Source organism: Pseudomonas syringae group sp. J309-1, assembly GCF_032582135.1.
GTDB lineage: Bacteria > Pseudomonadota > Gammaproteobacteria > Pseudomonadales > Pseudomonadaceae > Aquipseudomonas > Aquipseudomonas quasicaspiana.
In genome coordinates, this window is sequence record NZ_JAWHNU010000081.1 from 1 (window position 1) to 21,983 (window position 21,983).

The window sequence follows — 21,983 nt, forward strand, 5'->3', positions numbered from 1 at the left end:
CAGGACGCAATCGCTGCCTCGCGATGCTCGTGAGCTCCTACAGAAAATCATTTCAGGTCAGGGATTGCATTTTGTTTAATAGGAGCTGCATTTCACTGCCGACAATTGCAGTTTATTAAGAGCCCAATTGCTGTCTCGCATCGCTCGTGATTTCTACCCCTCCAGTTCATGAATCCATCCTGACTCATGAGGGCACAGATCACACACTAAGAAAATAATATCTGTCAGCTCGCATCCATTATTTATGTGGGAAAACTCTTATTGCAAAGACATATCCGAAAACTTTCTCTGTAAGTAACTTACAAATCACTATATTTGTAACGAATGATTGTAATTGTTATTCCGAATGTTTATCGTTTCTGTCTATACAAGTCATGGTCTCCGCGTAGTCCTGGCTTGTTTGAACTACGTTTTACAGATGTATCCGAGCTCTATGTAGGAAGATTCTCTTTGGGCTAATAACCGTGCTCGTTTTCGCCATGCGGCTTTCAGCTCGTGGGGCTCTGGCGTTATGCCTAAGGCTTTTGAATTGACCTGCAGTCATCACAAGGAGTGTAGATAAAGAATTCTCCTGCGGATTCGATCAGGGAAGAGGTTGTGACTACGCCCTTTTTATATCCGTGGAATAGATTGTTGTCGACCTGTTAAGGCGATGTGTGAACCAACAATAAAAACTGCACAACACAAACGTAAATAAAAGGGAGTTATATCATGAGCGTTTTGCTTTCTCGGGAGGATGGTCAGGCGTGGGGGCAATCAGTAGGTGTACCACTTGCCGAGATGGGCCTGGGTTTCCAGCAAATGGTCGCTCGTCAGGCGGCATTATCCAGAACAGAGTTGTGTGATCGACAGGTCGCCTTGCTGGGACCGCAAGGGAAGCTATCGATGTTCTCCCGGCAAGTTGCCGCGCAGGGCCGACAGGCTCCTTTGCTGGCTGAGCTGCCGGAATTCAGTGATTTCGAGCGTCTGCGTCAGGTTGAAAAAGCCGTTGATTTTGTCCTCGGCCTGCATCATCGACGGACACTGACCGATAACCCTTTTCATGATCTCTCACGGCAGTTGCTATGTTGCATGGTGTTCGACGATCAGGCGGCGTACACCCTGGCAGAGCGCTTTGCGGCTTCTGAAGCATTGCGTCAGCGTGACAGCCTGTACTTCATTAACCTCATCGCAACGACCCGGCATACCGTCGAGCGGCGTCTGGTTTTCATGGGGCTGCTGGAACACTTCGACGCGCTGTTGCCCATCGAGCAGAGCATCTACCCCGTTGATTACCGTTTGGCTCAACAAAGACACCTGGATCAGGAAGAAGCGCTGTATGGCAGGCTGGAACTTAAAAAAAGCGTGAGTCAACTGCTTGAGGAGCACACCCCGGAGTGGTTGCTGACGAACCTCTGTGTGAGCGCGATTAACGATGATTGAGCGGGGCTCAGCACTTCGCTGATAACTGTCATGGGATTGACCTGCTGATGGCTACCGCTTCTGAACAGATCTGGAAGCGGTGCCAGCTTTGCAAGTCACGACGCCGAGGATTCAATCCCCAGTCGCGGAAAATCAACTACAGTCGGTGCTGCGGAACAGACCCGATTGCGCCCTGTGGTTTTTGCGATATACAGCGCTTTATCGGCTTCGTTGATCCACGTGGCGGCATCACCAAGGTGTGGACCGAATGTCGCGATACCGACGCTCAGGCTCAACTGCAGGTGGGGCAGCTGTGGGTCTTTCAGGTTATGCACGTCACCGCGCAGTTGCTCAAGGATTTCCCACGCCAGCGTCGCGCTGGTATTGGGCAGGATCAGGCAGAACTCGTCGCCGCCGTAGCGGCCCGCCAGGTCAACGTCCCGCAGGTTGGCCATGAGCGTCGTGCTCAGACGCTTGAGTACGCTGTCTCCTACAATGTGGCCGTGGGTATCGTTGATCGTCTTGAAGTGATCGATATCGATCAGCGCAATGGACGACTGCCGCGACAGTACCTGGCATTTGTTGAACTCCAGCTGCAGCAGGTCTTTCCAGGAGCCGTGATTGATCAGGCCGGTGAGGCTGTCGGTACGACTGAGTTTCCCCAGAATATGTTTGTGTTCGCTGAGTTTCACCGCCACCCGATAACTCATGTAGCCGACGAACATCGGATAGAACACCAGTACCGGCAGACAGGCGTAGATCTGTGTGGGCGTGCTGGACGACACGAAGGGTTGGCGAAACAGGTAGAGAGAAATTGCGGCACCGATAACTTGTGCTACGCAGCCCCGCAGAAACAGGCGTTTACCACCGGCAGCAAGGTTGTGCATCGCCATCATCGCCAGCACAGTAACGGTCGGTAGTGGATTGAAGCCCATCGCTCCGGCCCAGAAACCACCCGCCAGTGAGTCAACGAGTATGTTGCGTTGTTCTGCGTGAAACGGCTGGCGCGAGCGAGTTGCAAGCCATAAGGCAATGGGTGGCCAGATTATCGAGTTGCACAACATCACAGCCCAGACCCAGGCAGGCGGATGTAACGGGTACATGGTCGCCGCGACACTGAAAAATCCGATGCCGACGCCGACGCTGCGTACCCAATAAATGCGTTTGGCAAAGGACTTTCCCTTGCCGTCGTAGTTTCTCATGGCGCTCTACCGGATCGTTCTGAGGGCCTACCAGCCTTAGGTCAGAACGAAATATCGGATTCTGGCTCTCCCTCATGGGAAATGGGAAGAGCCTTTAGCCATTATTGAAAAATAACGTCGTAAATAGTCGCAGTCTGGAGCGTGAAGGATGCTTTCCAGCTCATCGTGTCTTCATTTGAATGGCAATCACAGCCGTTGCGATGGACAGCAAGGCGACGAATGCGGCCACATAACCGACGTAAGCCAGGCTCAGATGCTCGATCGTCAGACCGCCAATCACAGACCCCAGGCCAATCCCGGCGTTGGCGGCTGAAACATTGAGCGTTCCTGCCAGCGCCTGAGCGTGCGGTGCAGTTTTCATGACGCGGATCTGACAGATAGGGAACAACGCGGTATGGGCAATGCCCCACACCAGCAAGACAACGCACAGCAGCGGGATGGATCCAGCGGCAGGGACAGTGGCGGTCATACCTATCGCCAGTAACAGCGCGAAGACAATCGTCGAACCCAGCGGACTGCGATCCACATAGCGACCACCGAGGCCATTGCCGATCAGACCGACTGCGCCGAAGCCCATCAACCACCAGCCAACCTGGGTTGGGGCGATCAACGCGATGCGCTCCAGTGTGTCAGCCAGGTAGGTGTAAGCGGTGAACATCGCCGTGAACACCAGAATCGACAGCAGTAAATTGACGATGAACTGCGGGTCGGTGAGGATTTTCGCCTGCTTGGCCAGGCCGACCTTCGCCGTTTTAGCGATTGAAGGCATGGAAATCCACAGCAGCAGCGCCATCAGCAACGACATCACGGTCAGTGCCCAGAAGGCACCGCGCCAGCCCACTGCGCCCGCAAACAACGTACCCAGCGGAATGCCAAACAGCATCGCCGCGGAAATACCCAGATAGACCCTAGCTACCGCTTTACCGGCCTGGCTTGGTCCGGCCATCAAACTCGCGGTTTCGCTGGCCGTACCCCAGAACACTGGCAATGCCAGCGCAGGAACGAAACGGGCGAATGCGAGGATCCAGATGTTGCTGGACACCGCTGCCAGAGCGTTGGACGCGGCGAAGATCAGCAGAATCGCCACAAAGGTTTTCTTGCGATCAAGGTGCGAAAGCATCGCCGTCAGCGGCGGGCCGAACAGCATCACAGTGAAGGCAAACAAGGTCACCAGCAAACCCGCGTCGGAGATCGAAATCCCCAGGTCGCGGGCCATACCGGGGAGCATGCCGATGATCAGAAATTCAGTGGTGACGATCACAAAACCGGCTAGCGCCAGCATGGCAATCGCCAAATTCGCACCAGTGGCGCGTGCGCCGCTGGCAGAACCAGCAGCGGTAGTGTCTACAGAAGGCATGGGGATAACTCGAATTGAAATAATGGCGCTAGCCTATTCGAGAAATCACTTCTTATCTTTGGCAGTTTTTCCGTGCACTATGGAATTAATTTCATCAGTTGATAACGCTCATGATCTCTGCTGACCGCCTGAAAGGCATATCCACATTCGTTGCCGTTGCCAATGCGGGGAGTTTTACCGCGGCTGCCGAACGGCTGAGCCTCACCAACTCCGCAGTCAGTAAGAGCATTGCGCGGCTGGAAGGGCGGTTGGGCATGCGCCTGTTCGAGCGCACCACCCGCAGCCTGGCCCTGACTGAAGAAGGCACGGCTTACTACGCCGTCTGCACTCGCATTCTTGATGAACTGGCAGATGCCGAAACCGCTCTGGCCGCACAGCGCTCGGAGCCTGCCGGGAATCTGCGCGTGGATTTACCGGCATCCTTCGGGCGCATTCACGTGTTGCCACTGCTGCTGGAATTCGCCGAACGACACCCCAAGCTGCGTCCGCACGTGTCGTTTACCGATCGGTTTGTGGACCTGATCGAAGAGGGCATCGACCTGGCGGTGCGCATCGGCGGCTCGTCAGCCTGGCCCTCGACACTCGGTCATCGCTACCTGGGCACCGAACGCGTGATCTTCTGCGCCGCTCCGATTTACCTGCATCGTCACGGTACGCCGCAGACCTTCGATGATCTGGCCGATCACGCCTGCATTCTGTACGGCAAAGACAAGGGCGGCACCAGCCCATGGGTGATCGTCGACGCCACCGGGCAAACTCAGTTGCGCATGGTCGATGGCCGCATAGTGGTCGGTAATGGCGAGGCCCAAGTGGCCGCCGTCGTGGCGGGTAGCGGCGTCGCACAACTGGCAACCTGGTTGATCAAGGACCAACTGCAACGCGGCGAACTGATAGAAATTCTCCCCCACCTCGCGACCGAAGGCCTGGATCTTCACCTGGCCTGGCCGCGTAATCGTGAGTCACTGCCCAAGGTGCATCAGTTGGTGGAATTGCTGTCGGCGAGGCTGCGGATGGATTGAAGCAAAAAATTCAGTTGGCAAGTTGCTGCTTTTAAGGCTTCAATTGCTGCCTTTAAAGCAGCGTTTAAGGCGATGTTATGGATCTGGCCAGTTTTCTCTTCTCCGAATACAGGCGCAAGGTATTGGCTCTTTTACTCCTGCATCCGGGGGAGCAATACCATCAGCGAGAGATCGCGCGGCAGACCGGGACAATCTCCGGCACCCTGAGCCGCGAGCTGAACAAAATGGTCGAAGTAGGGATTCTCAAAAAAATCCGGGTCGGCAATCAGGTGCAATATCGCGCTGATCCCGGTTGCCCGATATATGAAGAGTTGGCCAGTATTTTGCGCAAAACCGACGGCTGGCTGCAGTCTCTTTCGGTCGTACTTCAACCCCTTGAAGACAGGATCAAGGCTGCGTTTGTGTTTGGTTCAATGGCCAGTGGCAAAGCCGGTCCTGACAGCGATATAGATCTTATGGTGATCGGCGACGTGACCTTCAGCGAGCTGATCAGCCTGCTTTATCCTCTGCAAGAGACATTAGGCAGAGAGATCAATCCCAAACAGTATCCCGACAATGAATGGTTTCAATTAGTAAAAGAACAGGGTGGTTTTGTGCGCGACTTGTTGAGTAAACCTAAGCTGTTCGTGATTGGCGCCGAGGAGGATCTTGACGCTACACACAGGGAGTAACGCATGACGCTGGAAAACCTTTTAGGCACTGCACTCGAAAGCATTCATAAGGATTCAGCCAACATTGATCGCTTGATCAGTGCGGCCAGGCGAAGTCTTGCAGATGCTCAGCTCACGCAGATGAGCAATGAAGGGCGTTTCGACATGGCTTACAAGTCCATCATGCAAGCCGCCAATGCAGCCTTGCAAGCCAACGGTTTTCGAACACTGACCAGCAAGCCAGGTCACCACATGACAATGATTCAGACGCTGCCTACAACGATTGGCCTGGATCGTCCGTTCATGATTACCCTGGATGGTCTGCGGAAATTACGCAATCTCAGTGACTACTCGGGCGACCCTATTAGTGAGGCCATGGCGAACGAAGCTGTGGAGTATGCTCGGCGGCTGTTCGAAGAAGTTGAAGCATGGGTAGCTGTCCATCCATAGACATCTGAACAACAGGTTGTCGATATATTCACGGTCTCATAGCGGTCCGCTATTTCCCCGCCGTAATCCCTTTCAACAGCTCCCCATGCGCCTTGGCGTCTTTCTCCAGGGAGATCACGTTGACCATCGCCATCCGCTTGCCTGAGGCGGCGGTCACCGTGGTGCTCAGCACTTTGCCGCCGTCGACGCTGCCGGAAATATCCAGTTGGCGAAGGCCCAGTCCGCGACGAACCATTTTCTTCACATCGCCCAATTGCTTGAAGTTCTGGTAACTGGCTTTCTGCTGTTCAATGGTCGCGGTAATCACGCCGCTCAGGGTGGCGTCATCGTTGCTCGACACGGTTTCCCCAGACTCCAGCGGCGTTTCGGTAACGATTACCACACGCTTGGCGGCCTTGTTCATGTACAACGAACCCGTGACCCCCGCAGCTTTGGCTTTATCGTCAATCTCCGGCATTGGACTCTTCACGTATTCCTTGGGCAAGCGGAACACCCACTTGCCCTCGAGCATCGAGACTTTCTGCTGGGTTGGGGCTTTTTGTTGAGGCGCGGCATATAGATTGGCGCCTTGCAGACCCATCGCCAATGCAGCGGCCAACAGCAGAGTCTTACAGCTAAAGAACCGCATCGGATGTCCTCGAAGAGAGCGCCGGAGTGATCGCGGCGGGAGATGCTGGCATCCTGCCCTAAGGGAAGATTGATGTCGAATTTCACCTCGTGGAATAACCCTTCCCTGAATTGAAATGCATTTCTGCAGGATCTGCCCCGTCGCGAAGGCACCGCGCTGTCTTACGGCAAACACAGGACCTGTAGGAGCGCGCTTGCCCGCGATAACGTCAGCGCAGCCGATATATTTATCGACTGATAAACCGAATCGCGGGCAAGCGCGCTCCTACAGAAAAAAATGTAAATTCATGCAGTGATTTTATGTTTGATGAGAGCTACCGAATCTGGAAACGCATCCATCCGGAAATGCAAAGATCACTTAACCTTCATCGGCGCAAAGATCGCCCTAATTCCGCGACATTTCGGATAATCCCCACACCCCCAGAAATTCCCCCCGGCATTGGCCCCGGTGCGGGCCACTTTCATCACCATCACTTTCTTGCAATGCGGACACGCAGGGGCTTTTGGTTCGGCTACCGCCTTGTGCACTGTTTTGGTTTTGGCCTTCCTTACCTTGGGTTTGGCGGGCTCAACGGGCGGCACATCGGGTAACGTATCCTCAACCACCTGCGACTCGACCACAGGCTCACGCTTGCCTTGGAACCGGACGAAAGCACGAGCGAGCAACGTGTTGAGTCGAGAGAGTTTCACAGCGATAAACCTGATGGGTCAGAAGCGGGCAGGGCGCAGACTTTACCGCAAACGAAAATCTGTAGGACTGGTTTTAGCCGGGGCCTGCATAAATGCATCCACCTCAGGCGCCATCACAACCTTGGGTATTTAACGTATAAAACTCATGCAGCTTTGCCTGCAAAAACTGTTTGTCAGGCAATCGGGTTTGATACTCCGCGACCATGGCCGGAGACAGGGAGCGGTTCAGCGCGTACTCCACCACTTCATCCTCTTTGCTCGCACAGAGCAGCACACCGATTGCCGGGTTCTCGTGATGTTTGCGCTCGTCGCGATCAAGGGCTTCAAGATAAAAGCCAAGCTTGCCCAAATACTCCGGCTCGAAACGTCCCACCTTCAACTCAAAAGCGACAAGACAGTTCAGTCCTCGATGGAAAAACAGTAAATCCAGCGCGAAGTCCCGGTTGCCCACCTGTATCGGATATTGTGAGCCCACAAAACAAAGTCCCGCCCGAGTTCACTGAGGAAATCTTTAAGCCGCAGCACTAATCCGCGGTGCAAATCGGCCTCACCATGCCCACCCGGTAAATCCAGAAACTCCAACATATAGGCGTCTTTGAACACGCTGAGTGCACCGGGATGAATTTGTGACACCACTGGTGTCACTTTTGCCGGGCTGAGAACGCTGCGCTCAAATAAGGCTGTTTTCAATTGCCGTTCCAGCTCCCGTTTAGACCACTTCTCCTGAATCGCCATCCGCAGATAGAACTCACGTTCTTCGGTGAGCTTGCTCTGGCTGACGATGATCAAGTTATGGGTCCAGGGTATTTGGACCACCAGTGTTGAGACTTTTTTATCGTGCCGATAGGCTTCGTAAAACTGCCTCATCCGGAACAGGTTTCGGCTTGTAAAACCACGCAACCCGGGCTGACTCCTGGCCAAATAGGTCGCCAGTTGGGTAACTACGCCTTCACCCCATTCCGCTTTCTCGATCTTGTCGCTGATGTAAGCCCCCACTTGCCAGTACAGCTGGATCATCTGAGTGTTGACGGTCTGCAGCGTGGTTTGTCTGGCCGAATTGATCAGTTGCGCTATCTCAGCGAAACCGCTTTCAAGAGGGCCATCGACAGACGCGACTTGCTTGCTCATTTCAGATGTCCTGCGGGCGAAAAGGGAGGGCAAGATAGGAGGCGAAACGCAGGCTGTCGAACGACCAAAAAACGCTCACATACGGGTGTTTGGTCACATCCCGAAGGTGTGAGACTCTCAGAAACTGCCATGGATAAAGGCTTATAGCTTGGTCACCAACCGCGACCTACAGCAAATCAGGACACACCCTACAGCGTCCTCAAACGATGCTGATAAATAAACCATCCCGTTCTAGCCTAGAGCGAGGACAGTTCACCAGCGCTAGCGCGACTTAACCTTCCTCGCATGTATCAACCCACACCTATCAAGGTAAGCTACCAAATCGCAACGCTGACCATCACCAAACCAAACCAGAACCACCCGCGACGCTCGTTCGAACCGATCAATAAAAGGAGACTGCATGCTGCAAGTCTGGGGAAGACGCTCATCGTTCAATGTTCAGAAAGTCATGTGGCTCATCGGTGAACTGGATCTGCCTCATCAGCATATTCCGGCAGGTGGCGCATTTGGCCTCAAAGACACTCCCGAATTCTTGGCCATGAACCCTCACGGCCGAGTGCCGGTTATCAGGGACAGCGATGGGACAGTGGTCTGGGAATCCCACAGCATTCTCAGGTATCTGGCAGCACGATACGGCGGGCCCGAATTCTGGAGCGATGACCCGGCGCGTCGCTCGCAGATCGACCGGTGGATGGATTGGTCTCAGACCACGCTGCAACCCGAGTTCCTGACCGGCGTGTTCTGGGGATTTTACAGAACCCCCGAAGCCCAGCGGGACGTTAAAGCTATCGAAAAAAATGTGGCGCTGTGTGCGCAATATTTTCAGCTACTCAATCAAGTTCTGAGTGAGCAGGACTTCCTCGCCGGGCAACACCTCACGTTGGCAGACATACCCGCGGGCACCCACCTCTACCGCTATTTCAATCTGGACATCCCCCGTCCTGATATTCCCCACGTCGAGGCCTGGTATCGCCGGCTGCAAATGAGTCCGGCCTATCGGCAACACGTCATGATTCCTTTTGACGATCTATTTGGCCGGCTGGATTATTAACCGAGGCTGTTGCAGCGAGCAGACTTGTTCGATACGTACAGCCCAGTCAGCGCACAAGCCTCACAGCGCGAGTAACTGCTCAGGGTTGAGTGGTATTTCTCCGTTGACCCATCTAGCGTGTCCTTAGCGCCCAACATGAAAAAGGAGGACATGCTGATGTCCGATGGCAACAACATCACCATTGGTTCAATCTACCAAGGCGACGGTAACGGTAACCACATCCACGTCTCCCAAAATCAGACTGTCGAGCGTGGCCCCGTCCGCTTTTTGGTCGATCCCGAGAGCGTGCAGAAGCTAAGCCGCGCCAGCGTCAAAAAAGGTGCCTGGTATTTTGCAGGCTCTGTACCGGCGTTCTTGCTCTCTGTCATGTCCATACTTGCCGATGCAATGGGGATATTTTCCTACTTCAACCTTGGCTGGAAAATCCTCGCCTGGACCATCGCCATCGTCGGCATGTTCGGCCTCATGTTTTACATAACCAAACTCAAGATTGCCCTGCAGAGAATTCCTGAAGGCGAGGCGCGTTTCATTGACGGTCAGTGGGTCGAGCACGACGAAGCCGGTGATTACCTGCTGTACAGCAAAACCGCGCCCTGTAACTACGAAGGCTGCAAAGGCACTGTCCACATCGAAGCGCCGCCTCCTCGCGAGCAACATAACCACGACTACATCGGCGTGTGTGACATCGGCGGCAAACAACACACCTACCGCGTGGACTTCAACGGCATCGGCGAGCGCCAGTACTTCAACTGGGACCCGATCGACCCGCCAAAGCAGCAATAGAACCACCCATACACCGGCGCAGATTTGTCTCAGCTCTACCGAGACAAATCTCTCAAATCAAAACACCCGAAAATAAAAAATGCTTAGTGGCACAGTGATGGCATGGTGAAAGGCTGACAGGACATATCGTCCCATCAGCTAAGGATTGGCCATGAGAAAGACAGGAATCACGTTCGTCGCGATGCTGGCATTGCTTTGCGCATTCTCGGTCTCCGCCAAGGACAGCAAAATCCCCGATTCAGCCATCGTCCAGCTGTTAATCGACGACTCCATCGCTTCCTATTCCGGCAACTGCCCATGCCCTTACAACGCCATGCGTAACGGCGGAAGCTGCGGCAAACGTAGCGCCTACAGCAAGCCGGGCGGATACGCGCCTCTGTGCTACAAAGAAGACGTCACCAAAGCAATGATTCAGGAATACCGCGAGCGCACGAAAGGCTAGCAACCACGCAATCCTGTAGGAGCGCGCTTGCCCGCGATAAACGATAACGCGGTCTGCCTGCCCAACCGAAGTGCCTGCATCGCGGTCTGCAGGCCAACACAGAATCTCCCGCAGCAACATTGGACCTGTAGGAGCGCGCTTGCCCGCGATAAACGATAACGCGGTCTGCCTGCTCAACCGAAGTGCCTGCATCGCGGTCTGCAAGCCAACACACAATCTCCCGAAGCAACATTGGATCTGTAGGAGCGCACGAGCACCGCGAGGCCGCGATGGCGGTGTATCAGACAGGACGCAATCGCTGCCTCGCGATGCTCGTGAGCTCCTACAGAAAATCATTTCAGGTCAGGGATTGCATTTTGTTTGATAGGAGCCACCCCGGCCGTCCCACTTGTCGTCTGTTTGCCCCGAGACAGCGCGGTGTCAAAGACATCAGCACGGCGTCCATCACGGTAAGCGAGTTGTGCCTATGGACCTGCACGGCTGGGAAAAATTTACAGCTTTGCCAAGACATGCCGACATAGTCGCCAAGGTGCCATGGATGCGGCCCGTCACGCTTACCGAGCCCTACAACATGTCCAATATCCCTTTTTTGCGCCGCGACCGTCATGCCCTCCAGCAGCTTCTGGCTGCGATCAAAAGCGGTCAGGCTCCTGATGTCAAAGGTTGCCAAGAGGCACCCGCAGTCCTTGAGGCTTGGGGTGTTCTCGAATCATCGAATAGCGAGTCCCGGTCGCGCATAAACCAGCTTGAAAACGACCTTGAAGATGCCCGTGAATTACTTCGCGAGTCAGCCGCTTCTGCCTCAGCCCATGACATCAGGTTCGACCTGGTAAATCGGGCCTCCAGTGAGGGGCTTTGGGATATGGAGGTTGTCGCTGGCGACCCCGTTAATCCCAAAAACCGCTTCTGGTGGTCGCAGCAATTCCGGAACCTGCTGGGCTTCAATGACGAACGCGATTTCCCGAATGTCCTGGCCAGTTGGGCAGATCGTCTGCATCCACAGGATAAGCAAGCGACACTGGATGCCTTTGCGCGTCATCTCAACGACAAGTCGGGGAACACGCCCTACAGGGTTAAAAACCGACTCGCCATGAAAGACGGTTCCTATCGCTGGTTCCACGCTCAAGGCGAAACCCTTCGTGACGACCGAGGCATGCCGATCCGCGTTGCTGGCTCGTTACGTGATATTCACGACCAGTTGCAGCGCGATGCAGAACACGACGTCATCATCACCCGGTTTGAACTGGCCAGAGAAATGCTCTCCGATGGCTTGTGGGACATGGAAGTGATTGCCGGCGACCCCGTCAATGCGAAGAACCCTTTCTGGTGGTCCCCTCAGTTCCGACGGCTGCTGGGTTTTGAAACGGTTGAAGAGTTTCCTGATGTTCTGGACAGCTGGGCATCCAGGCTGCACCCGGAAGACAAGGAGCGTAGCCTCAACGCGTTCGGCGCTCACCTGAATGACAAGTCGGGCAAGACCCCATTCGACATCGAATACCGATTGAAGATGAAGAGTGGCGAATACCGTTGGTTCAGGGCTAGAGGCCAGACCCGTCGCGACCCGCACGGCGCTCCGCTTCGCGTGGTGGGTGCGCTTGTGGACATCCACCTGCAACACGAGCAGAAGGCCCTGCGAGACGCGGAAGTCAGGCATCAGCAAACGCTGGAAACCAGCCTGGCCCAGTTGTCGCAAATCGTGGGTACGATCCAAAGCATCGCGAGCCAGACCAACCTCCTGGCCCTCAACGCGGCTATTGAAGCTGCCCGAGCCGGAGAGGCCGGGCGCGGTTTCGCCGTTGTGGCCGACGAAGTTCGCAAGCTCGCAACCCGTACCACCGAAGCAACCGAACAAGCTGCTGGCATGATCGCTCGCTAAGCAGCAACGCTTCGCGCTACGGCAGGAGAAGGCTGGCCAGCTTTCTTGTGTTCCAACCTTGGATGCCCGTTGTCAGATCTGCAACGGGCATCGCAACACGTCAACCCCGCCAAACCGTCCGCCACCAACCCAACCACCCCTTACCCCGCACCGAATCCACCGGCAACTGCCCATGCGGCAACAACCTCGGCATATCCCGCAACCTGATCCACGGCTCACTGCGCCAATTCAACAGACACACCGACAACTCCGGCCATTGCAGCAGCGTTAAAACTCTCGGCGATAAAAGTCTACCTGTTGCGCTTTTGAAATCGCATGCTTAGCATTTGATACATCAAGCTTCTCTACAGTATTGGCCATATGAAATTTTACCGTTCGCTCGCTAATACCTGTGATCAGCGCGATTTCAGAATACGTTTTTCCAAGGCTCGCCCAACTCAATATCTCATGCTCTCGCTGGGTCAGCGGGTTGCCGACGCTCTGAGAAAAAAAGAGATCGATGAACTTAGGGCAAATCATTAACAGCTGATGTGCTCGAATCAGGAGCATTTGAAGATCCGCCTTACGTCGCTCAATGTGAATCAAGTCGGAATCAACAATGTCAGTAACACACAGCAACGAGAAAAAGCCTTGATGATCATGAAGCGTAAATCCATAACCATCGGTATAGAAAGTTTCGCCTACTCGGGGTTAAGATTTATTTTCAAGGTTGCTCTTGTCTTTCTTTCTACATTCAGCGCCAAGAAAAAGGCGCGATGGAGTTTAGTGAACGCTCCCGATTACAACATCGATCGATTACTTAATCGGACATTGATTAACCCATGGGGACACCGGTCATTCCCAGAAGACTTTGCTAAATATCGTTTTGGATACGATAATCCATCTTCAAAAGCCATGGACGGCTAGGGTGTCACAGGGAGAAGGTAAATGCCAGAGGGTTTAGTGTTTAAATCAACAGGTGCTCGATTCGAGTTCAGTCATGAAGAATGGTCACATCTTCACCCGCACCACACAGATAAGGCAGGGATCTTTCAGTCGCTTTATAACTTGTTAAAGCTTCACTACGCTGCAACGCTTTCTATGCAAAAAGTTCAGTCCATATTCCTCAATCAACCCTTCACCAGTCGACCCTACATAGTCGGGGTGACAGGCAGTGTTTCGGTGGGTAAAAGTGAATTTTCTAAATTTTTACTTGCGAGTCTTAAAAAGTGGGGTATGTATTCGAGCGTTCAGCTGATTACGACAGACTCATTTCTCTTTCCTCTGGAAATATTGCGAAAGCGGGGGCTTATAGATCGTAAAGGTTTTCCAGAATCATATGATCGCGCCATGATTTTTGATTTCTTAAATTCGACTAAGTGTGGTTGTGACTATAAAGTCCCGATTTACTCCCATGAAGTTTACGATGTGATAGCTGGCCATTATCAAAATATTCATTCGCCAGATATCATTATCTTGGAAGGCGTGAATGTGTGTCAGATTGATAAAATGTCACCTGAAAATATATTGGACTTCGTGGATTTTTCCATCTATCTGGATGCGCCTGAAGAGCTGATAAAAAGCTGGTACGTGGAAAGATTCATCCGCTTGAAAACTGAAGCGGCACAAGGGAAAAAATCATATTTTAGTCAATTTAAAAACCTCTCTACTTTCCAGGTAGAGGCAATTGCACGGAAGCGATGGGACCTAATAAACAGCATAAATTTACGAGAAAATATCCTCCCCTCACGTGACAATGCTGACCTGATCATCGAAAAGTCAGCTGGCCACATGATTGATCGCTTGAGACTTAGGGCTTTTTAGGGTGGCTGTTGTCGTCGAGTGCGAATCTCCCTCAACGCAGGTTTGAGCATTCGAGTGGGACCGCTTGCTCTCCGATGCGCCATGCATTGTGGTCGCATGATCACTCTGACCGAGTTCGAATACGCAACGCCGTACATTCCTGAGGCAAACCCAAAAGCAGCTTCACAATACGGGTGGCTCATCTTGAGCCACCCGTAAGACCTCACCTGAACCCAACCCCACGCCAAACCGCCCGCCACCACGACAACCGCCCCTTACCCCGCACCGAATCCTCCGGCAACTGCCCGTACGGCAACAACCTCGGCATATCCCGCAACCTGATCCACGGCTCACTGCGCCAATTCAACAAACACACCGACAACTCCGGCCATTGCAGCAGGCTCAAACTCGGCGCGTTGTCATTGAGCGGCACACCATCCCGCACGCAAGGCACCACCTCATTAGTGATCCAGCGCCGCAACGCGCGCTTCTCCGCATGACAGTGATACACCAGCATCTCGTAGATACCCGACTCACTCACCATCAACTCCTCCTCAGCCCCGAAATGAGCGCCGAGCAATACCATACGACGCTGATCCTCATCGAGCTTGCGCGTCGTGCGCTCATTCAGCGGCCAACTCATCAACCGACTGAAATCCCGGGCGCAGAACCAGACCTGGGATTCAAGCAGGACCGTGCGCAGTGGGCGGTGGTGGCGGTGGAAGGTGGTGGGGATGAGAGGTTCGGGGCTGGGTTGCCTGGGTGGCTGGGATGAATCGAGATTTGGCATTTGTGTGTTCTCTGCTGTGCACTTTTTGTAAGAAAGGTGTCGGGAGTTAAGAAACCTCACAGCAGAGAAGGCCGGACGTATTCCCCTTACGGGTCTTGTATTGGTCCACTCCCGACATAGCAGAGATTTTAGGACGCGCAGCCGTGAGCCGCAGGTACAAATAATCCGCATTTTATCGGGAGCGGTCAGGCCGCTGCTGTAAGTCTCTTTGTGCGTTTCTTAGGCGCGGTGCAAGGGTAGGGGGCGTCGAGAGGGTGGGCAAGGAGCAAAGCTGTAGGGCATTTCCGAAAATTTTCAGCGCTGATCGCGGTAGCGCTTTACCCATACTGGCCATCTGGCTATGGTGTCGGAATCTTCCTACAAGGATGTTCCCGGATGGCTTCGCTCAATCAAATTTTCTTCGGCCCACCTGGCACGGGGAAGACCTACGCAACCATTGAAGCGACGCTGGAGATTCTTGATCCCACGTTTCTGAAAGCCAATTCCGATGATCGAAAAGTGTTAAAGGCTCGGTTCGACGCTTTAGTCGCGTCTGATCACGTCAAATTCGTGACCTTCCATCAGAGCTTTAGCTACGAGGATTTCGTTGAGGGCCTGCGTGCAGATACCAACGAAGATGGCGAACTCGTATATGAAGTTGTAGACGGCGTATTTAAAAGTTTGTGTAGCACGCCCGCGATGGTGAAGGTTATTCATCAAGAGTCAGTTTCCACCGATATATCTAAGTCTCGAATTTGGAAAATGTCGTTAGGAAACACCCATGGGAGTGATGCATACGTTTACGACGATTGCCTCAAAGGCAATTTTGCATTGCTGGGATACGGAGATCGAATCGATTTCACTGGGTGTAAAAGCCGGGAGGACGTGTTCAAGCGTTTTGAGGCAGCAGGGCAACCCCTGCCTATTGGCGCTTACGCCGTCAAAGCTGTGACTGACTTTGTAGTTCGAATGAAGAAAGGGGACCTACTGGTCGTCACTGATGGGAACACGAAATTTCGAGCTATTGGTGAGGTGACTGGTGATTATCGTTGCCTTTCGAGCGACGAACGCGACGCAGATTATGCGCAATGCCGAGCGGTGAAGTGGCTGCGTACTTACAGCCCTTCGCTACCTTACCAGCAACTGACCAACGTCAAATTTACTCAGCGTACCCTTTACGAGTTGGCCGAAACGGCGACTGATAAAGCGAAGCTTAGCCAATTGCTTAATGCAGATTTTGGTTCGGGGAATTCCGCAGTTTCCACCCTGTTTCGAAAGGGCGAAAGCATAGGCGGTTATGTGGTTACCTACTGCTCTGACGAGTTGCTAGAGCTTAAAAAGCCAAACGGTAACGAGCTTCCTATTGGCATAAGCATGCTTAGAAAGCTGGCTGACTATGTGCGAAATGGAGATTTAACCCTTGATGACATTGCGGATCGGCAAGTCTTCAAGAAGCTAGCCAACACTAGCCTTGAGCCCAACCTAGTTAACGGTTACGCCAATTTCATGCCGGGGCTCGTCGACCGTGTACTGCAGGGCCCACCAGTGAAGGCGTCCGATTCACTTTCAGACACCTCACGCGTGCTCATCATCGACGAAATCAATCGGGGCAACATCTCTCGTATTTTCGGCGAACTGATCACCCTGATCGAGCAGTCAAAGCGTGCTGGTGCACCAGAGGCTCTCGAAGTCACGCTGCCCTATTCAAAGGAGCGTTTCAGTGTGCCTTCTAATGTCTACCTTATTGGCACTATGAACACTGCCGACCGTTCGCTGGCTGCATTGGACATCGCTCTTCGCCGACGCTTCACCTTTACTGAAATCTCTCCTGATCCATCTTTACTTGATGAGGTGGAGGTCCAAGGAGTCGCGATTGATGAGCTGCTTGATGTTATGAATCAACGCATCGCTGCGCTGCTTGACCGTAATCATTGCCTCGGTCATGCCTATTTTATGCCTCTCAAAGACGATCCGAAGCTAGAACGCTTAGAGGACATATTTCGCCAGCAGATTCTGCCTTTACTTCAAGAGTATTTCTTTGACGATTGGCAGCGCATTCAGTGGGTGCTGAATGACCAGCGGAAAGCCGTTGAGGATCGTTTTTTGATTCAGCCGAGTCAGGACCTAAATGCTTTATTCGGGGATTCAGTCAGTCTCAGCCAGCACAATGAAGGCTGGGAACTAAACCCCGCAGCGTTCAAAAACATTGATGCCTACCTCGGAATCATTGACCACACGGTCAAAGCCGCCACCATTGTCACGCGCTATGAAGCAAAAGAGGTTCGTTATGAGGGCCTCGTTCTGCGTCAGACAGGTTCTGGCACGATTGAAGTTCTGCGGAATGGCATCATCGAAAAGCCGACGAAGCCGGTGCTACGGGACCTAGCGAAAGCGCTCAGTTTATCGACGCTTAGCAGTAATGGAACGGAGATGAATACTCGGCGTCTCGGACGTAGAGTCATTAAATCCCTGAGCGAGCAGCAAGGGTGAAAACCACCCTGACGGTTCGAGAGTATGCACGGTTAACAACCAGTCATATTCCCAACCCAACCCTCGATCTGGCCCAAGTTTCAACTTCGGCCTTCGACTGGCTGTGCGAGCAAAGTTCGACGTTTAGCAAAGCCGGGGCAGCATTGGTCCAGATCGAAGGACGCCAGTTGCTCAAACTCGACAACTACGTTGGCGCGCTGGAGACACCCTGCGGCACGCGCATCGAAATCCTGCCTAAGCATTTCGAGGAAGGTGACTGCATCAAGCAAAGCCGCGCATTGCTAAGGCGAATGATCCAGAAGTCTCTGAATCTACCAACCCGGGAGGTTGGCACAACGGCGCTGCAAAGCTTCGATGCACCGCTGACTGAGTGGGTCATGAGCAGCTTTCTCCATGCGCTTGACCACCTGATTAAGCGCGGCCTGCGTTTCGACTACCAACGCGTTGAAGAAGAGCAGCGCTACCTACGTGGCCAACTCAACACCGTCCGGCAAATGCGCCAGCCACCAGGGCGGCAACATCATTTCCAGATCCGCCACGACATATTCCTCCCCGACCGGCCAGAGAATCGCGTACTTAAAACGGCGCTGGATATCGTCTGCAAAACCACCCAAGACCCAAACAATTGGCGCCTATCCCATGAGTTGCGCTCGATTCTGTTGGAGATCCCAACCAGCCGCGATACGACGCAAGACTTCAAACAATGGCGTAACGACCGGTTGATGGCCCATTACCAACCAGTCAAGCCATGGTGCGAACTGATCATCCAGCGACAGACGCCTCTGGCGATTGCGGGTGAGTGGCAGGGCATGAGCTTGCTATTCCCAATGGAGAAGTTGTTTGAGCGCTATGTGGCCGCATGCTTAAGGGACTCACTACCGAAAGATGCCACCCTGCACGTTGAGCGCAAATCCGAATACCTCTGCGAGCACAAGGGCAAGAGAGTCTTTCAGCTACGGCCTGATTTGATGATCACGCAAGGTGATAAAAGCTGGGTTTTGGATACGAAATGGAAACGCTTGGACACTGGGCCGGACAGCAAGAACTATGGGCTGAGCCAATCTGATTTCTATCAGTTGTTTGCCTACGGCCACAAATATCTCGAAGGGCAGGGGGATTTGGTGCTGATCTATCCGAGGCGGGCCGCGTTTCAGGAGGCGTTGCCGGTTTTCGAGTATTCGGCGGGGTTGAGGTTGTGGGTGGTGCCGTTTGATTTGGAGGATGGGCGTTTAACTAAGAGCAAACTTAATACCCACGTGGAACATACTAGTGAGTGAACTGGGAAAGTGAATGCGTTAGACGCCACTCTTAGATCCTCTGAAAGTTTGCAGGATAACCAGTTTCAACTTTTCGTTTCAAATCTATAAATGGAATTGCCAGCACATGATCAGAAATATTCAGGCTACGCGTAAGGCGTTGACCTTGCGTAATGACGCGATCAATTTATTCAGTATTGACTCAATTTCATTGTTGATAGGCGAAAATGGCAGCGGCAAGACGAGCATGCTGCAAGAAATCGCACATGCCTTCGTTCCACATCGGCGCTCCCACTCATTGGAGGAGCCCTGCAAGATCATTCTTGAGAGCGAACGTCCTGCTACTATCGAGCAGCTATCAATGTGGGGAGTCGTATACTACACACCAGCGCAAAACAGGCCTAATCTCCGTAGTGCTAAAAACTTTATCAATGCCTCGAATAGGCCTGTGAAAAACCTTAGCAATTTGGATCGATATTCAGGGATTTTAGAGGGTTTTGGTCTCAATATTGAGCTAACTGCCACCTTAAAAGCCGAGCACAGAAAAATAGCCAGGCTGTTAGCTGAAGCTTTGGTGAAAAATCGGCAGTTTCGCACCAGTTCAATCATCGAGAGTTTCGATTTCGAAGCTCTCGATGAGCGCAAGCAGAAACTAGATAAACTCTCAGAGTTTGAAAGCAGTCAGTCGGAGTTTGATCTGGCAGAGGCCCGATATTCTGAGGCTTTCCAAAATCTCTCAAACCTGCTGCAATTTAAATTACGCGACAGCGCTTCAAATAGAAGGGTTTTTGCCTGTATGGCAGTCGTGACTCATTTTACGGAGAGGCGGCGTGTCAATATCAGTCTAATCATCGGAATGATGACTAGGTTTCTAGAGTTGGATTTTTTGCCTTTATTGCGTGAGGATCCCCGAGAAAGTGAAATGCGCGAAATTGCAGAGTTTACTGACGTCTACATGGGTGATATGCATTTCCAAGCTTTGCAGAGTAGCAAAAATGTTGAGATTTACAGTCGAATATTGACCAGCTCTAATGAACGAGCCGACTTAGAGATGCTGCCTGTATTTAAAATATGCAGACTGGGGTACCCTCATATTAGCTCTGGGCAATGGGCAATAATGCAACAGGTCATCGCCCTTTACGAGTCACTAAAAGTTTTGCGGCAACGTGGATTGTTAAGTTTGCTTGTGCTAGTCGATGAGGGGGATGCTTTTTTACATCTTGAGTGGCAACGCCTATATCTATACCAACTTGATGCGTTCTTAAATCAATGCAAAATCGAACTAGGTGTCGAGTGTCTGCAATTGGTCTTAGCTTCCCATTCGCCGTTGCTGGCCACTGATGTTCCTCGCGATTTTGTGACGAGGTTCGACAGCGAGTCGACACATCCCACATTTGGCGCGCCAATGCAGTTAATACTTAACCGTTCGTTTGGTTCTCGCTCAATGGGGGAGTTTGCGATGCAAGAAATTAACAAAACGCTCCATAATGCTGCTCAGGGTTATCAAACAGAGCGTGATCGCTATGTATATAGCATCATTGAGGATCCTATTATTACGCGTGAGATCGATTACCTCCTGGGCCAGAGGGACGAAAATGTTGATTAATATCTCGGATGTATGGGTGTCAGCGCGAGTCTCCCATAATAATTATCTCAGGAAAATAATTGATGACGGTATGGCATCTTTAGGGAGCTCTCAGGTCGATAAGCGTGCTTCGCTTTTTTTGGAGTTTCTCAGGCGGCATCTCACATTCAAGAATAGTTGTGGGCTGCAGTTCGCTATCGCGTATCACAAAAAACTAAAGCGCAGGATATCCCGGTACGAGCTTGCTCAAGTCGATGCGCTACTGACGAGGGTATTCAACTATACGCGCTTCACGAGGAGGAGCCTACGTGGTTGGTCGGCGTACAAGCTCTGCCGCAGCAGTAGCTACAGGGTATGCCCTTACTGTCACTACACGCTCATGCTGGTCACACAAGAAAAGAAGAAAGGCATCAGGCAGAATTTAGATCATTGGTATCCCCAGCATCTCTATCCATACCTCGCGCTGGCGCTGGATAATTTGATCCCTTGTTGCTCAGTGTGTAACACCCACTTGAAGGGTGCAGAGGACATGAATGAGAAGCCCTTTCTGCACCCCTTTCTTGATCTTGAGTCTCTACATTTTCGCTGCGAGAAGCCTGGCAGTACCATCGTTGACATCATCACAGATTTCGAGAATGTCAAAGATGAGCTGACTTTCCGAATTGAATTTGACCCTGCATGCGTTAAATCAACTAATACCTTGGAGCTATTCCAGTTGCACGAGCGATACCAGTTGCTTGCGCCTGATGCTGTGAAATTCGTAGGGAGGAAGACCTATAGTGATGGTCTTGAGGGGTGGTTTCAGGACCACGCTGCCGGACCTTTGTGTCAAAATCAGGCGCTTCCGCCTGACGAACCAAAGGGTAGTGAAATTCGGCGACTTGGTTTTGATCGTGCAGGTTACAAGAATGAAATGTTAGGAAAAATGTATGCAGACCTCTATGACCAGTTCGACAGAACGTCGGTACTGAGCAAGCCCCTCGTTTAGATTCGAGTTATGGTAGGTCCAAAAGTCGATAGTCTGTATTTTTGATTAGGCATATAGACCTTAAACCAGCGCAGCACCAAAACGCTTTCGATAAAAAGGGCCACCTTCTCGGGCAGCCCTCATTACCGCTTCATACTCAAGTACGTAAAAAATCGCGCTCATCGAGTCAGTTTCCCGGTCATAGTATTAATGGCATATCTTCCATTTCTAGCTATCTCTAAACTTTACGCTGCATTTGACGCGTGCCGAGGTGCAGTCGATGTCCCATTGCGCCATATATTTTTTGGAGAATAGCCCTTGCCGATATCATTTCGCTATTGTAGGCGCTGGACCATTTAGACAATAGCTCTGCGAGTTTTTCGTAAGCGCTCCATAAACCCCACATTCAAAGCGCATAACTGATCCCGGATGCTGTGCTCCCGATTCCCTCAGGAGCC

At 52.5% G+C, this 21,983-nt stretch carries 19 protein-coding genes and 3 pseudogenes; 15 read left to right on the forward strand and 7 right to left on the reverse strand.

The features are described from left to right. Positions 1-711 precede the first annotated feature (711 nt). Entirely contained in the window at positions 712-1,422 is a 711-nt protein-coding gene (locus RX972_RS27030; protein ID WP_241154108.1) for a hypothetical protein, read from the forward strand. A gap of 95 nt (positions 1,423-1,517) precedes the next feature. On the opposite strand, the gene RX972_RS27035 is transcribed toward RX972_RS27030, so the two are convergent. Both RX972_RS27035 and RX972_RS27040 read right to left on the reverse strand, forming a co-directional pair. Further along, on the reverse strand, positions 1,518-2,603 hold the full coding sequence (locus RX972_RS27035; RefSeq protein WP_099270677.1) for a diguanylate cyclase: 1,086 nt from the start codon (positions 2,601-2,603) through the stop codon (positions 1,518-1,520). A 160-nt stretch (positions 2,604-2,763) separates the two neighbouring features. After that, positions 2,764-3,960: an MFS transporter gene (locus RX972_RS27040; protein ID WP_027901714.1), complete on the reverse strand. Its 1,197-nt coding sequence runs from the start codon at positions 3,958-3,960 to the stop codon at positions 2,764-2,766. Between the two features lie 110 nt (positions 3,961-4,070). On the opposite strand from RX972_RS27040, the gene RX972_RS27045 reads away from it, so the two are divergent. The 3 genes from RX972_RS27045 (at position 4,071) to RX972_RS27055 (ending at position 6,079) form a co-directional block, all read left to right on the forward strand. Beyond that, on the forward strand, positions 4,071-4,979 hold the full coding sequence (locus tag RX972_RS27045; RefSeq protein WP_316880055.1) for a LysR family transcriptional regulator: 909 nt from the start codon (positions 4,071-4,073) through the stop codon (positions 4,977-4,979). A gap of 77 nt (positions 4,980-5,056) precedes the next feature. Next, complete coding sequence (locus tag RX972_RS27050; protein WP_231678043.1) at positions 5,057-5,650, forward strand: nucleotidyltransferase domain-containing protein; 594 nt, start codon at positions 5,057-5,059, stop codon at positions 5,648-5,650. A 3-nt stretch (positions 5,651-5,653) separates the two neighbouring features. Next, positions 5,654-6,079 carry a HEPN domain-containing protein gene (locus RX972_RS27055; RefSeq protein ID WP_231678044.1) on the forward strand — a complete coding sequence of 142 codons (426 nt, stop codon included), beginning with the start codon at positions 5,654-5,656 and terminating at the stop codon, positions 6,077-6,079. Between the two features lie 49 nt (positions 6,080-6,128). Here the strand turns inward: RX972_RS27055 and RX972_RS27060 are convergent, their stop codons facing one another. The 3 genes and pseudogenes from RX972_RS27060 to RX972_RS27070 all read right to left on the reverse strand — a co-directional run bounded on the left by RX972_RS27060 (position 6,129) and on the right by RX972_RS27070 (position 8,524). After that, complete coding sequence (locus RX972_RS27060) at positions 6,129-6,707, reverse strand: polyribonucleotide nucleotidyltransferase (protein ID WP_099270674.1); 579 nt, start codon at positions 6,705-6,707, stop codon at positions 6,129-6,131. A 353-nt stretch (positions 6,708-7,060) separates the two neighbouring features. After that, complete coding sequence (locus tag RX972_RS27065) at positions 7,061-7,396, reverse strand: topoisomerase (RefSeq protein WP_316880059.1); 336 nt, start codon at positions 7,394-7,396, stop codon at positions 7,061-7,063. A 103-nt stretch (positions 7,397-7,499) separates the two neighbouring features. After that, positions 7,500-8,524, reverse strand: a pseudogene (locus RX972_RS27070) (PDDEXK nuclease domain-containing protein). 400 nt (positions 8,525-8,924) lie between these two features. Between RX972_RS27070 and RX972_RS27075 the strand changes: the two are divergent. The 5 genes and pseudogenes from RX972_RS27075 to RX972_RS29695 all read left to right on the forward strand — a co-directional run. After that, the gene (locus RX972_RS27075) at positions 8,925-9,575 is read left to right on the forward strand and encodes a glutathione S-transferase family protein (RefSeq protein WP_231678049.1); all 651 of its coding nucleotides are present in this window, start codon (positions 8,925-8,927) and stop codon (positions 9,573-9,575) included. A 156-nt stretch (positions 9,576-9,731) separates the two neighbouring features. After that, complete coding sequence (locus tag RX972_RS27080; RefSeq protein WP_231678050.1) at positions 9,732-10,358, forward strand: hypothetical protein; 627 nt, start codon at positions 9,732-9,734, stop codon at positions 10,356-10,358. A gap of 151 nt (positions 10,359-10,509) precedes the next feature. Beyond that, positions 10,510-10,800: a hypothetical protein gene (locus RX972_RS27085; protein ID WP_316880063.1), complete on the forward strand. Its 291-nt coding sequence runs from the start codon at positions 10,510-10,512 to the stop codon at positions 10,798-10,800. A gap of 862 nt (positions 10,801-11,662) precedes the next feature. After that, a pseudogene (locus RX972_RS29690) lies at positions 11,663-12,394 on the forward strand (PAS domain-containing protein); the annotation flags it as partial. 3 nt (positions 12,395-12,397) lie between these two features. Continuing rightward, positions 12,398-12,667: pseudogene (locus tag RX972_RS29695) on the forward strand (methyl-accepting chemotaxis protein); the annotation flags it as partial. A gap of 276 nt (positions 12,668-12,943) precedes the next feature. Here RX972_RS29695 and RX972_RS27100 read toward each other — a convergent pair. After that, complete coding sequence (locus RX972_RS27100) at positions 12,944-13,225, reverse strand: helix-turn-helix domain-containing protein (protein WP_122707234.1); 282 nt, start codon at positions 13,223-13,225, stop codon at positions 12,944-12,946. On the opposite strand from RX972_RS27100, the gene RX972_RS27105 reads away from it, so the two are divergent. Then, positions 13,226-13,582: a hypothetical protein gene (locus RX972_RS27105; RefSeq protein ID WP_316880068.1), complete on the forward strand. Its 357-nt coding sequence runs from the start codon at positions 13,226-13,228 to the stop codon at positions 13,580-13,582. 21 nt (positions 13,583-13,603) lie between these two features. Beyond that, the gene (coaA, locus tag RX972_RS27110) at positions 13,604-14,479 is read left to right on the forward strand and encodes a type I pantothenate kinase (protein ID WP_316880070.1); all 876 of its coding nucleotides are present in this window, start codon (positions 13,604-13,606) and stop codon (positions 14,477-14,479) included. Positions 14,480-14,681: 202 nt separating this feature from the next. On the opposite strand, the gene RX972_RS27115 is transcribed toward coaA, so the two are convergent. Continuing rightward, positions 14,682-15,248, reverse strand: coding sequence for a Bro-N domain-containing protein (locus RX972_RS27115; protein ID WP_316880073.1), 567 nt, complete (start codon positions 15,246-15,248; stop codon positions 14,682-14,684). A gap of 375 nt (positions 15,249-15,623) precedes the next feature. On the opposite strand from RX972_RS27115, the gene RX972_RS27120 reads away from it, so the two are divergent. From RX972_RS27120 to RX972_RS27135, 4 genes are all read left to right on the forward strand, one after another. Then, entirely contained in the window at positions 15,624-17,717 is a 2,094-nt protein-coding gene (locus RX972_RS27120; RefSeq protein WP_316880075.1) for an AAA family ATPase, read from the forward strand. Beyond that, positions 17,714-18,994 (forward strand): McrC family protein, encoded by a 1,281-nt coding sequence (locus tag RX972_RS27125; protein ID WP_316880077.1) that lies wholly within the window; start codon positions 17,714-17,716, stop codon positions 18,992-18,994. Before RX972_RS27120 ends, RX972_RS27125 begins: the two co-directional genes overlap by 4 nt. A gap of 106 nt (positions 18,995-19,100) precedes the next feature. Further along, the gene (locus RX972_RS27130; RefSeq protein ID WP_316880079.1) at positions 19,101-20,579 is read left to right on the forward strand and encodes a hypothetical protein; all 1,479 of its coding nucleotides are present in this window, start codon (positions 19,101-19,103) and stop codon (positions 20,577-20,579) included. Continuing rightward, on the forward strand, positions 20,569-21,546 hold the full coding sequence (locus RX972_RS27135) for a hypothetical protein (protein ID WP_316880081.1): 978 nt from the start codon (positions 20,569-20,571) through the stop codon (positions 21,544-21,546). The genes RX972_RS27130 and RX972_RS27135 overlap by 11 nt, the downstream gene beginning before the upstream one ends. The last annotated feature ends 437 nt before the right edge of the window (positions 21,547-21,983 follow it).

Coding starts and splice junctions, on each gene's coding strand:
- RX972_RS27045 (WP_316880055.1), top strand. CDS start 4,071: ATGATCTCTGCTGACCGCCTGAAAGGCATATCCACATTCGTTGCCGTT.
- RX972_RS27135 (WP_316880081.1), top strand. CDS start 20,569: ATGTTGATTAATATCTCGGATGTATGGGTGTCAGCGCGAGTCTCCCAT.
- RX972_RS27100 (WP_122707234.1), bottom strand. CDS start 13,225: ATGCTCCTGATTCGAGCACATCAGCTGTTAATGATTTGCCCTAAGTTC.
- RX972_RS27085 (WP_316880063.1), top strand. CDS start 10,510: ATGAGAAAGACAGGAATCACGTTCGTCGCGATGCTGGCATTGCTTTGC.
- RX972_RS27075 (WP_231678049.1), top strand. CDS start 8,925: ATGCTGCAAGTCTGGGGAAGACGCTCATCGTTCAATGTTCAGAAAGTC.
- RX972_RS27055 (WP_231678044.1), top strand. CDS start 5,654: ATGACGCTGGAAAACCTTTTAGGCACTGCACTCGAAAGCATTCATAAG.
- RX972_RS27040 (WP_027901714.1), bottom strand. CDS start 3,960: ATGCCTTCTGTAGACACTACCGCTGCTGGTTCTGCCAGCGGCGCACGC.
- RX972_RS27080 (WP_231678050.1), top strand. CDS start 9,732: ATGTCCGATGGCAACAACATCACCATTGGTTCAATCTACCAAGGCGAC.
- RX972_RS27035 (WP_099270677.1), bottom strand. CDS start 2,603: ATGAGAAACTACGACGGCAAGGGAAAGTCCTTTGCCAAACGCATTTAT.
- coaA (WP_316880070.1), top strand. CDS start 13,604: ATGCCAGAGGGTTTAGTGTTTAAATCAACAGGTGCTCGATTCGAGTTC.
- RX972_RS27115 (WP_316880073.1), bottom strand. CDS start 15,248: ATGCCAAATCTCGATTCATCCCAGCCACCCAGGCAACCCAGCCCCGAA.
- RX972_RS27130 (WP_316880079.1), top strand. CDS start 19,101: ATGATCAGAAATATTCAGGCTACGCGTAAGGCGTTGACCTTGCGTAAT.
- RX972_RS27060 (WP_099270674.1), bottom strand. CDS start 6,707: ATGCGGTTCTTTAGCTGTAAGACTCTGCTGTTGGCCGCTGCATTGGCG.
- RX972_RS27030 (WP_241154108.1), top strand. CDS start 712: ATGAGCGTTTTGCTTTCTCGGGAGGATGGTCAGGCGTGGGGGCAATCA.
- RX972_RS27050 (WP_231678043.1), top strand. CDS start 5,057: ATGGATCTGGCCAGTTTTCTCTTCTCCGAATACAGGCGCAAGGTATTG.
- RX972_RS27120 (WP_316880075.1), top strand. CDS start 15,624: ATGGCTTCGCTCAATCAAATTTTCTTCGGCCCACCTGGCACGGGGAAG.